General features: G+C 68.9%; 12 protein-coding genes and 1 pseudogene. 7 read left to right on the top strand and 6 right to left on the bottom strand.

The genetic code is table 11. From position 1 onward, the window contains the following. The first annotated feature begins 334 nt into the window (after positions 1-334). Positions 335-841 carry a hypothetical protein gene (locus tag AB8O64_RS03015; RefSeq protein WP_370417712.1) on the top strand — a complete coding sequence of 169 codons (507 nt, stop codon included), beginning with the start codon at positions 335-337 and terminating at the stop codon, positions 839-841. Beyond that, the gene (locus AB8O64_RS03010) at positions 816-968 is read left to right on the top strand and encodes a hypothetical protein (protein ID WP_370417711.1); all 153 of its coding nucleotides are present in this window, start codon (positions 816-818) and stop codon (positions 966-968) included. The genes AB8O64_RS03015 and AB8O64_RS03010 overlap by 26 nt, the downstream gene beginning before the upstream one ends. Here AB8O64_RS03010 and AB8O64_RS03005 read toward each other — a convergent pair. From AB8O64_RS03005 to AB8O64_RS02990, 4 genes and pseudogenes are all read right to left on the bottom strand, one after another. Continuing rightward, positions 913-1404 (bottom strand): annotated as a pseudogene (locus tag AB8O64_RS03005) (MFS transporter); the annotation flags it as partial. The gene AB8O64_RS03010 and the pseudogene AB8O64_RS03005 overlap by 56 nt on opposite strands. A gap of 221 nt (positions 1405-1625) precedes the next feature. After that, positions 1626-2426 (bottom strand): GNAT family N-acetyltransferase, encoded by an 801-nt coding sequence (locus tag AB8O64_RS03000; protein WP_370417710.1) that lies wholly within the window; start codon positions 2424-2426, stop codon positions 1626-1628. 61 nt (positions 2427-2487) lie between these two features. Beyond that, on the bottom strand, positions 2488-4014 hold the full coding sequence (locus AB8O64_RS02995) for an amino acid permease (RefSeq protein WP_370417709.1): 1527 nt from the start codon (positions 4012-4014) through the stop codon (positions 2488-2490). Positions 4015-4093: 79 nt separating this feature from the next. After that, positions 4094-5113: an asparaginase gene (locus tag AB8O64_RS02990; protein WP_370417708.1), complete on the bottom strand. Its 1020-nt coding sequence runs from the start codon at positions 5111-5113 to the stop codon at positions 4094-4096. 1047 nt (positions 5114-6160) lie between these two features. Between AB8O64_RS02990 and AB8O64_RS02985 the strand changes: the two genes are divergently transcribed. From AB8O64_RS02985 to AB8O64_RS02965, 5 genes are all read left to right on the top strand, one after another. Then, the gene (locus tag AB8O64_RS02985) at positions 6161-7240 is read left to right on the top strand and encodes a TerC family protein (protein ID WP_370417707.1); all 1080 of its coding nucleotides are present in this window, start codon (positions 6161-6163) and stop codon (positions 7238-7240) included. A 61-nt stretch (positions 7241-7301) separates the two neighbouring features. Continuing rightward, positions 7302-7514 carry a hypothetical protein gene (locus AB8O64_RS02980; RefSeq protein ID WP_370417706.1) on the top strand — a complete coding sequence of 71 codons (213 nt, stop codon included), beginning with the start codon at positions 7302-7304 and terminating at the stop codon, positions 7512-7514. 106 nt (positions 7515-7620) lie between these two features. Further along, entirely contained in the window at positions 7621-7881 is a 261-nt protein-coding gene (locus tag AB8O64_RS02975) for a DUF6256 family protein (RefSeq protein ID WP_370417705.1), read from the top strand. Further along, positions 7878-8018: a DUF6256 family protein gene (locus AB8O64_RS02970; protein ID WP_370423776.1), complete on the top strand. Its 141-nt coding sequence runs from the start codon at positions 7878-7880 to the stop codon at positions 8016-8018. The genes AB8O64_RS02975 and AB8O64_RS02970 overlap by 4 nt, the downstream gene beginning before the upstream one ends. 612 nt (positions 8019-8630) lie before the next feature. Beyond that, entirely contained in the window at positions 8631-9617 is a 987-nt protein-coding gene (locus AB8O64_RS02965; RefSeq protein WP_370417704.1) for an NAD-dependent epimerase/dehydratase family protein, read from the top strand. 135 nt (positions 9618-9752) lie between these two features. On the opposite strand, the gene AB8O64_RS02960 is transcribed toward AB8O64_RS02965, so the two are convergent. Both AB8O64_RS02960 and AB8O64_RS02955 read right to left on the bottom strand, forming a co-directional pair. Further along, positions 9753-10046, bottom strand: a complete 294-nt coding sequence (locus AB8O64_RS02960; protein WP_370417703.1) for a DUF1330 domain-containing protein — start codon at positions 10044-10046, stop codon at positions 9753-9755. Positions 10047-10286: 240 nt separating this feature from the next. Then, positions 10287-10430 carry a hypothetical protein gene (locus AB8O64_RS02955; protein ID WP_370417702.1) on the bottom strand — a complete coding sequence of 48 codons (144 nt, stop codon included), beginning with the start codon at positions 10428-10430 and terminating at the stop codon, positions 10287-10289. Between the last annotated feature and the right edge of the window lie 74 nt (positions 10431-10504).

Raw genomic sequence — 10504 nt, 5'->3', positions numbered from 1 at the left:
AACACAGCAGGCAATGGGAGAGTAAAGACGCGGCAATATGGGCTATCTCACGTTTACTTGAGTCCTTCGCGGCGTGTGAAAGGGGGAGTGCTGAGCTCGCCGCCTCAGGAGACGGAGTACGCCGATTGCCGTCATGGGAACGTGCGTTGACTGGAGGAATGCGCGGCGCTCCGGTGAGACGTTCCGCGTAGGCCAGACAGGCCAGTTGAGCTGGTCCCGGGTCCGCCCGCGGCGTGAGCTTCAACAGAGCGAGGACGGTGCGCGGGCTCCGGCGGTCGGCACCGGTGGGTGCACTCGCCCACCGGGCCCGGCGGCTGCCCCCTACCCATGTGCCGTGCTGCCGGTGCGGCACCGGGCGCCCCTGGCCACCATGGCGGCCACGACCGCGTGCGGCGCGCTGGTACCACCCTCGGGCCTCCTGCTGAGCCCGCTCATCGTGGCCCCCGCCATGATCACCGCCTACTCCTACGCGCTCACCGTACGCAACGAACGGCGCGTGGTCGGCACGGTGTTGCTCACCTCCGCGGCCCTGCTGGTCGCCTCCCTCCCCTTCCTCGGTGCCCTCTCGTGGCAGGAGGCAAGCAGGCTGGGATCGGTGACGGCGTTCCCGCTGATGGCCGGCGTACTCGGACACTCGGTGCAGAACCGACGGGCCTACCTGGCGGCCGTGGAGGAGCGGGCCCGGCGTGCCGAGCAGAGCCGGGACAGCGAGGCGCGCCGGAGAGTGGCCGAAGGACGGGTGCGCATCGCCCGGGAACTGCACGACCTCGTGGCCCATCACCGCCTACCGCATCATCCAGGAGGCCCTGACCAACGTGACCAAACACGCCGGCACCCATAGCGCCCGGGTACGCCTCGCCTGGCACCGCGATCGCGTGACCATCACCGTCGCCGACGACGGAAGGGACGACACAGTCCTTCCGCGAGCGGCCCGGCAAACAGCGTCCCTACCATGCCGCCGCCCGTGAACAGTGCCATGACCAGCCCGATCGCCACCTGTGACTCCCGTGCGGGGAGGTGTGCGCGCACCAGGATGAAGGAGAGGGGCAGCGCACCCACCATGACGCCCTGCAATACCCGGCCGAGCAACAACACCGGCAGGTTCGGCGCCAGGCCGGCCAACAGGCCACCGGCCGACACCACGGCCATCAGCAAGACCAGCACCCGCTTCGCGCCGTAGCGGTCGCCGAGTCTGCCTGCGGCGGGTGCGACGACTGCGCCGGTGACGAGTAACGTGTTGCCGATCAACGCCCCTTCGGCGGGAGTGACCCCCAACTCACGTTGCAGCAGCGGGAGCGCAGGCTCCACCACTGACTGCGGGGTGCCGAGGGCGAGCGCCAGGGCACCGAGGGCACCGACCGACAGCCTCCCGATGCGAACCGGGGAAGGCACAGCAGCGGACATGGACAACTCCAGACACCGTGAGGCAAGGGGAAGGCGCGAGATCCACGCGCCTCCAACCCTTCCCTCCGGCGCCTCGCCGGGCGTCGTCCCCCGCTACCGTCTCCTCGTGGTGCCCCCGGACCAGCCGCTCACGTGTCCTGGTGTCTCTGCCCTACAGGCCGACTTGGCGGCCGGTCCGACCTTCCTCGGACCGGGCCCCTGACGAGATCCGCCTCACCGGATCAGCCTTTCAGGCCGTAGAAGTGGATTCGTGTGTTCGGCTGGAATCCGATGCGCGGGTATACGGGTGCTCCGGCGGCGGTGGCGTGCAGTGTGGCGCGGGTCAGTCCGGTGGCCCGCGCGCCTTCGTGCAGCGCTTTGCGTGTGACCGCTTCGCCGTAGCCCTTGCGCTGCCACTGCGGGTCCGTGGCGACGAATGCGACGAACAGGCGGCCTTGTGCCTCGATCGTGGCGGCGCACGCCACCGGTTCGTCGCCTCGCATGGCCAGGTAGGCGTGCACCTCGTTCTTCCAGAGTCTGGATCCCACGAGGCCGTCGCGGCCCTCGTCCAGAGGGAAGCCGTAGGCCCGTGATTGGAGGTCGGCGTAGGCCTGCAACTGCTCGTCGGTGCGAACGCGGGCGAATGTCAGATCGGGGTGGGACGGCTCGGGGATGGGGAGCAGATCGCCGGCCATGCCCGTGCCGGGGAAGGCGTACTGGAGGCCGGCCTGCTCGGCCGTCGTCTCCAGTGCGGTGCGGGCCTCGTCGTCGAGGAGGTCTTCGAAGAGCCATACGAGGCCCAGGTGTTTCTTTGTCCGCATGATGCCCGCGGCCTGGCTCAGACGGCGCCCGAGGAGGTCTGCTCCCGCTTCCGTCTCGGTCAAGGTGATGCAGTTGAAGAACCCGAACCGGCTGTCGGCCCAGCGGATAGCGATGCCTGGAAGGTCGCGTACGTCCGCGTCCGGGGCGCGGTCGAGCACCATGGTCCGCCAGACCGTGGTGAGCTGTTGTACCGATTCTATGGATTCCTCGGAAACGGTCACGGTGCCTCCATGACTTGTTGTGCCTGGCAAGCTCTACGTGCGGCGTGCGGTTCTGACGCCGTCAGATGATGTTTTCGGCCTCTTCGGTCTGGTCGTGGGCGTTCGCCGTGCCGGAGCGGGGGACACCGTAGGAGCGGCGTCCGAAGCGCCACCACAGGGCGGCCATGAGGAGGGCCACCAGCAAGGCGACGGGCGTGTAGTTGAAGCTCGTGGCGGTGACCGGGCTGGACTGCGGCAGCAGGAACAGCACCGTGACCCCGGCTGCCCAGAGCACTGCTACCCAGCCGATCGATCGGCTCCAGCGGCCCAGGTGCCAGGGCCCGGGGGTGAACCGGTCCGGGTGGCGCAGTCGCAGCAGCACCGGGATGGCGTAGGCCGGGGTGAAGCCCACGACGGAGATCGCGGTCACCGCCGCGAATGCCGTGGCGGAATACAGGGACGGCAGGGCCAGGACGAAGGCGATACCGACGGCGAGCCAGACAGCGTTCGCCGGGACGGCCGTACGGCGGCTGACCTTCTGCCAGTGCGCCGAGCCGGGCAGGGCGCCGTCCCGGGCGAAGGCGTAGATCATGCGGCTGGCGGAGGCCGTGACGGTGTAGCCGCACAGGAACTGCGCAACGATGATCACCAGCAGCAACGCCTTCGCCGTCGCCACACCCAGCGCGTCCAGGAAGATCTGTGCCACCGGCACCCCGGTCTCGCTGCCCAGCGTCGCGGCGTAGTCCTGGACGGCGAACAGCAAGGCGGCCAGCAGGATACCGCCGGCGACCCAGGAGACTGCCACCGAGCGGACGATCCCGCGCGCCGCGGCCACGGAAGCCCCACTGGTCTCCTCGCTCAGGTGGGCCGAGGTGTCGTAGCCGGCCAAAGCGAAGCACGGCAGCAGCATGCCCAGCAGGACCACGTACACGGGGCTCGACCAGCCGGTGTTGTTGGTGAACTCGGAGAACACGAAGCCGGCCGGCTGGTGGTGCGAGGGGACGAGGGTCAGGGCGCCGACGATGACGACGGCCCCGGCCAGGTGCCACCACGCGCTCAGGGAGGTCAGGACGTTCATCAGCCGGGTGCCGAAGAGATTCAGGACCGCGTGCAGCGCGAGGATGACCGCGAAAAGGACCAGTAGAGACCCTGGGGTCGCCACGAAGCCGAACTGCAGGTTCGCCCAGGCGGCGGTGAAGGTCGCGATGCCGTAGTCCTGGGCCGCGATCCCGCCGAGCAACCCCAGAAGGTTGAGCCAGCCGGTGTACCAGCTCCACCGCTCACCGCCGAGTTGGCGGGCCATGTAGTACAGACCACCGCTGGTGGGGTAGCGGGAGGTGATCTCGGCCAGTGCCGCGGCCAGGCACAACACCAGCGGTCCCACGGCGAGCCACCCCCACACCACCACCGCGGGCCCACCGCTGTTCAGGCCGTAGCCGAATAGCAGCAGCGTCCCGGACATGATGGAGATGACCGACAGAGAAGCGGAAAAATTGCCGAAGGCGCCCATGCGCCGGCGCAGTTGCTGGGTATAGCCGAGCTCCCTGAGTACGCGCTCGTCGTCCAGTAGCTCGGACCGCTGCGATCGTGCACGTGCTGATGAACGCATCGAGATCCTCCGCGCAGGGAAGAACAGAAGGGGGCAGGGTGGCTGCTGGGCCGTCAGAAGGTGAGCTCGGTGTGGCGCATCACCCGCGGCCCTCCGCTGTGGTGCCCAAGGGGGCGAAGGCCCGGCGGATCCCCGCATGGTGGGCGCCGGTGCGCAGCAAGATGGTGAGCAGCAGGCGGGCCTTGAGGGGGTCGAGGTGGCCGGCGCCGATCAGACCGCGCCCCAGCAGGTCCTTCTCGGACCCCGGGAATCCGTAGGTGCGGGTCAGGGTCGTGCCGCTGCCGGTGCGGGAGGCGAGTACAACCGGGATACACCGTGCTGTTTCCTCCAGGAGAGGTACCCATGCGGCGGGGACGTGTCCGGCTCCGAACGCGGCGATCACCAGACCGTCGGCGTGCTCGGCCATGGCACGCAGCATCACTCCGTCGTCACCGAGGCCGGCCACATACAGGCCGACCCGGGCCGGGATCCGCATCGGGGCGGTGACCGGAGGCGGGCGGTGGGCGGGCACGGCCAGAAGCCGCACCTGTCCCTCGACAACGGTGCCCAGCGGACCGGTGCCGGGGGCGGTGAACGCCGCGGTGCTGGTGCTGTGGGTCTTCCTGACGCGGGCGGCGTCGAAGATCTGATCGCTGAAGACGACCAGGACGCCCAGGCCACGGGCCTGGGGGCTGGCGGCGAGGGCGACCGCGGCCAGCAGGTTGGCGGGCCCGTCCGCCCCGGCCATCTCCGGATGCCGCATCGCCCCCGTCACGACCACGGGCGCGGTGCCGCCGTAGAGGAAGCTCAGCAGATAGGCGGTCTCCTCCAGGGTGTCGGTGCCCTGCGTGACGACGACCCCGTCGAGGGTGCCTTCGGCGTCCATCGCCCGTAGCGTGTCCGCCAGTTCGTTGATGTCGTCAATCGACAGGGACGCCCCAGGGGCGCTGCGGAATTCCAGGGTCTTCACTTGGGCGACGACGTCCTCGAGCTGGGGCACCGCGGCGAGGAGGTCGTGCGCGCCGAGAGCCGGGCGCACGCCACCCTCCGGTGCGGAGGTCATTGTGATGGTGCCGCCGAGCGTCACCACGAGCACCGTGGGAGGCAAAGAGGTGTTCACAAATGTCCTCGCAGAGCGGTCCGGACAGGGCGGCAGCGAGCCTAACGGGAGCCTTCCGCCCTGCCCAGGGCGCCTACGAAGCCCTGGGGCCGATCCAGTTCGAAGTGATCAACCTGCTGCGCGGCTGGAGCATGCTCGCGGTGCCGGGCCGAGGTGAGCTCGGCCGAGCGGGTGGTCAGTCACCCCCGGTTCAGGCAGAGGCAGCCGGCCGGCGCCTGCAGGCGCGCCGAGGGGGTGATCCCGTCGATGATGCTGTGCGCCCGGGCGCGACCGATCGCCTTCCTCGTAGGAGGCGCCATTTCCATCATGGCCACGGTCAGGAGCAGCAGGACCGTTCGGAGCCTGGCCCGCGAGGAAACGGCGGCGTGTGCGACGAGCCGCCGATCGAACCACCCGAGGAGCCCCCCCCGTGGAATCGCGGGCGCATGGTGACTCTGCGCTTCAAGGGCGCGCGCTGGGGGCGCGTGCTGGATCTATTGCACTAATTACCCATGTAAGAGCATGAGACGACTATCTTGCTGTCTGTATATGCAAGGTAATCTCTGAGTAAAGACGCTGCGGTCGGCGGGGCTCGCGCGCCCACCCCTGAGGCCGTGGCACGCATGACGTTTGGCCGACGGGCCTCGTCGGCCCTGCCAGTGGAAACGTTTGAGGGTCCTGCTCCGGGGCCGCCCGACAGAACTCGACTTCTCGCAGGCCTGCCACCTCAGCCACCCCTGGCGTGCCGCCCCGGAAACGTCGGCGGCGCGCCACCGCGTACAGGGAACGGAAGCTGTGACGGTCAGGCACCCGAAGGCGGTGACCACAGCATGACCCGCGAGACCCGCGAAGCCCATGCCTCGCCCCGCCCACGCAGTACACCGGCGCAACCGGTGCACTGCGGGCGGCACTGCTGGGCTCAGGCGCCGAAGAGTCGGCGGATGCGGTCCGGCCAAGGGGCGGCGGCGGAGTCAGGATCCCCGTTCCTGGATCGCCCAGTGGCGCAAAATACCGCAGACTCCTTATAAGGTCCGCGCGTGAGCGCGGGTCACCAGGGAAGTGATCAGCGTGCTTGACGTTCCGTTCTGGCTGTGGGCAGCGTTCGCCGCGACGGTGGTGATCTCGCTGACGGTGGACCTGCTGGCCCACCGCTCGGCGCACGTCATCGGCTTCAAGGAGGCCGCGGCCTGGAGCGGCCTGTGGGTGGGCCTCGCCCTGGTCTTCGGTGCCGTCGTCTTCCTCGTTCTCGGTGCGACGGCCGGGACGGAGTACACCACCGCGTGGCTGCTGGAGAAGAGCCTGTCGGTCGACAACCTGTTTGTCTTCGCCGTGATCTTCGCCTACTTCAAGGTGCCCCGCGCGTACCAGCACCGGGTGCTGTTCTTCGGCGTCATGGGCGCCTTGGTCTTCCGCGCGGTCTTCCTCTCCCTTGGTGTCGCTGTGGTCAGCCGTTTCACCGCGGTGCTGTTCGCTTTCGCCGCCGTCCTCTTCTACAGCACGTACAAGCTCCTCAAGGACGAGGAGGAGAGCTTCGACCCGGGCAAGAGCTTTGCCGTCCGGCTCCTGCGCAAGATCATGCCGGTGAGGGACGAGTACGCGGGGATGAAGTTCTTCGTCAGGGAAGGCGGTAAGCGGGTGGCCACCCCGCTGCTCGCGGTGGTCGCCGCGATCGAGGCTGCCGACCTGATCTTCGCCGTCGACAGCGTCCCCGCCGTCCTCGCCGTCAGCGACGACGCCTTCATCGTCTATACCAGCAACGCTTTCGCCATCCTCGGCCTGCGAGCCCTGTACTTCATGCTCGCCGGCCTCCTGGACCGCTTCCACTACCTGAGCAAGGGCCTGGCGATCATCCTCGCCTTCATCGGCGTCAAGCTCATCCTCCAGGCCTCCCACAAGACGATCAGCTCCAGCGTCCCGGAAATCCCCTCACCGATCAGCCTCGCGGTCATCGTCGTCGTCCTGGCCGCATCCGTGATCCTCAGCCTGCGCCGCCCCGCCACACCCCACGCCACCGGCGCGCCGGGCGAGGAGGGCGCCTCCAGGCCCGACGCGACAGCCTCCGAGAACTCCGGGAGCCCCCGGCCCGATGACAGCGCACACCCGCGCCAGGACCGGGGACCGGATGATCCGCCCCGCCCGACGAGCTGATCGACAGCCGCTGCCTCTGTGGCCTCTCCATGTGCCGACTACCAGGATCTATGGTTAAAGAATGAGTAAAGTCCAGCATGAGACCGGTCCTCAGGGAGAGCTTCTCTGCCCGGTCTGCAAGCAGCCCCTGACCAGGACGATCAAGAGGCGGCACAAGACCCTGGGCGTCTTCGTACCCGTCTGGACTCCCAGCCGCTGCCACAACGCCGACTGCTCCGAATACCTGGAGGATCCGGAACCCGGCCCGGAAGATGACCAGCCCCAGAACCGCTGACTCAGCCCCGCCCGGGCTCGGCCCCTGCTCGTCGTGGCTGATGATCGACCGACAGCTGTGGTGGTCGAGGACGAAAGCACGGGGAATCGCAAGGGCAGGGCACCCGGTGATCGGCCGTCTCGTCTGGGCCGTGCTCTTCGGCGCGATCTTCGCCTGGGAAGGCATCGGCCTGCCCATCATGCGCCGCCGCCCGGCCAGGCCCTGGTCCCCGGCACGACGGCCTACTCCCGCCCGGCCGGGGAAGGGCTGGGCCGCCGCCTTCGCCCGCCAGGTCCTCGGCACCGCGCTGGGCGGGTACGTCCCCCTGATGGCCGTAGCAGTCGGCTACTACCGCGGCGTCGCCCGCCTGGGAATACCGGCTTCCTGACCAGCGCGCTCACCGGCACCGCCCTCCTGGCCGGTACCACCCTGCCCGCGTTCCTCCTCGCCTCCTGGGCTGCCACACACCGGCGAAGCCGGGACCGCCCGAGCCCTGGACACCTGCCCGGCAAGCGCAACCGATGACGTGATCGCCACGCGAGGACCCGTCCCAGCGCGCAGAATTCTGGGCCGGAGAGCACCGTTCCACTGCCCGCGGGCCTGCCCAGCTCTTAGAGCGTGTCTGACGGGTCGCGTGACCGGGCTGCGCTGACGTCGTTCCGGGCGGTGTGGGGCGGGGCGATCTTTTGATTCCGGTGCTGGATCGCGTCCGCGACGCGTCCCCCCTGTGGGGGTGCTGAATCGATCCACCACCCTTCTGTTCGAAGGTGCCTCACTGCCAAGTGCCCCGCCGATCAAACCCGGAGACGCCAAGTCAATCGCACTGGCACGTCTTGGCACCTGACCCATCGGACACTGCCTAAGCCGACGTGTCCTTACGAAGCGATCTCTGTTCGCTCATCCCCATGAGTGGTCGTGTGCTCGAGGGACGCTGGGCGGCCCATCGGATCCCGATAGTACGAAGGACCGGAATCAACCCGCCAACACGGTAAGGAGCCCTTCACATGGCCAGTTGAGCAGCACAGTTGGCCACAGTGCCGGACCTGTGTGAACTGTTGGTATGGCGTCTGGCCTGGCCCCCTACGCCCTCGGCGAAGCAGTGACGCGCAGGCTCACAGTTCATGTTGAGTGAGCGTTATGAAGATTTTGGTATTGGGTGGAACGGCGTGGGTGGGCCGCGAGTTCTCGCGGCAGGCACTGGAGCATGGGCATCAGGTGACCTGTCTGGCCCGTGGGGAGAGCGGCGAGACAGCCGAGGGCGCGGTGTTGGTCGTCGCCGACAGGAACGAGCCGTCGGCGTACGAGAGCCTGGCGGGTCGGGACTGGGACGCCGTGGTCGAGGTGTCCTGGCAGCCAGGCTTCGTCCGCGCGGCGCTGGCGGCGCTCGGCGAGCGGGCGCGCCACTGGGCGTACGTGTCGTCGGTCAGCGCCTATGCCTCGCATGCGCAGTCGAACGCGGACGAGTCGGCGCAACTGCTCCCGGCGACCGAGCGGGACACAGTCGGCCACGGGGAGTTCGGGCAGGCCAAGGTGGCCTGCGAGGAAGCTGCGGCAGCCGCAGTGGGAGACCGGCTTCTCATTGCGCGTGCGGGACTGATCGGTGGTCCCGGCGACCACAGCGGCCGATCCGGGTACTGGGTCGCCCGCGCCGCCCGCGAGCCGCTGGCCCCGCTGCTGGTGCCGGCCTGCCCGGACAGGCCGACGCAGGTGATCGACGCGCGAGACCTCGCCGCCTGGCTGCTCGACTGTGCGGAGAAGGGGACGACCGGAACGTACAACGCGGTCGGCCCGATTGTGCCCTTCGGGGAGTGGGTCGCCCTGTCGCGCAAGATCGGCGGGCACACCGGGCCGGTGGTGGAGGCGGACGACGACTGGTTGCTCGGGCAGAAGGTGGTGCAGGCCATGGGCCCGGAGTCGCTCGCGCTATGGGTGGCCGACCCGGACTGGGCCGGCTTCTGTGCCCGCAACGGCGCTGCGGCGACGGCGGCCGGCCTGCGGCACCGCCCCCTGACAGAGCTGCTGGAGCAGACCCTGCGCTGGGAGCGGGAAGCGGGTCTGGACCGGCCCCGCCGGTCCGGCCTGAGTGCCGAACGCGAACGCCAGCTCCTGGAAGCACTGAGGTGAGGCGAGGCGCCGCGGGAGCCACACCACTCCTCACCAGGGGTAAGCCGCGGCGCCGGCGCAGTCGTCCGGGCGAAGGCAGTCGGGCGCAGGATGCTGACCTGCGGCGACTAAGTCGGGTGTCCGACTGGACCTCGGTCAGTCGATGCCTTCGACGATGCGGAAGTCGCGCTCGACGCCGTCGGACAGGGCGACCAGCGCCTCTTGGTAGGCCGCACTCACGTGCGCCGCGACGGCCTGCTCGAAGCTGTCGAACTCGACCAGGACGGTGCGCTCGGCGATTCCAGCGTCGTGTGCGACGACCCGACCACCACAAACGAAGGTTCGACCGCCCCCGGCCTGGACGGCCGGAGCGGCCAGTTTGTTGTAGGCGGCCAGCTTCTCAGGGTCTGAAATGGTGCGGTAGACGCTGACCCAGTAGCCCTTGGGCATGGAACCTCCAGTGTTGGGATGAGTGCATCTGACTTACGGGTTGGTCTCGGACGAGCGTCGGCGGGCGAGATCGAGGCTTGTCAGCGTCGTGATCGCCATGGTGCCGATGCCGACCAGCGCCGCGGTGGTGTAGGCGCTGTCATCGGGGAAGAGGTGGCCGGGGCCGGTGCCCGCGGCGAGGATCGGGCCGCCGATGGCGCTGCCCAGGGAGTACCCGACGCTGCGGACGGCGCCCCCCCATCAGTGCATGGCGCCGGCCATCGGGAGGTTTTTGGCGAACATCCGGAACAGTCCGATCGGCGGCACGTCCCCGGGCATCATGCGCGCGAGCAGCGCGCCGGCCGGGTCGGTGTACGGCGGTTCCAGCAGGGCTGTTCGCGACATCAGCGCTCCCGTTGAGTTTGTTTCGAAATTCGAAACACGGCACGGATGCTAGTGTTTCGAATAACGAAACACAA

It is taken from the genome of Streptomyces sp. QH1-20, from assembly GCF_041283565.1.
Classification (GTDB): Bacteria; Actinomycetota; Actinomycetes; order Streptomycetales; family Streptomycetaceae; genus Streptomyces; species Streptomyces syringius.
Note: the sequence above shows the minus strand (reverse complement) of the source record. Positions and strands in the feature narration are given on the sequence as shown.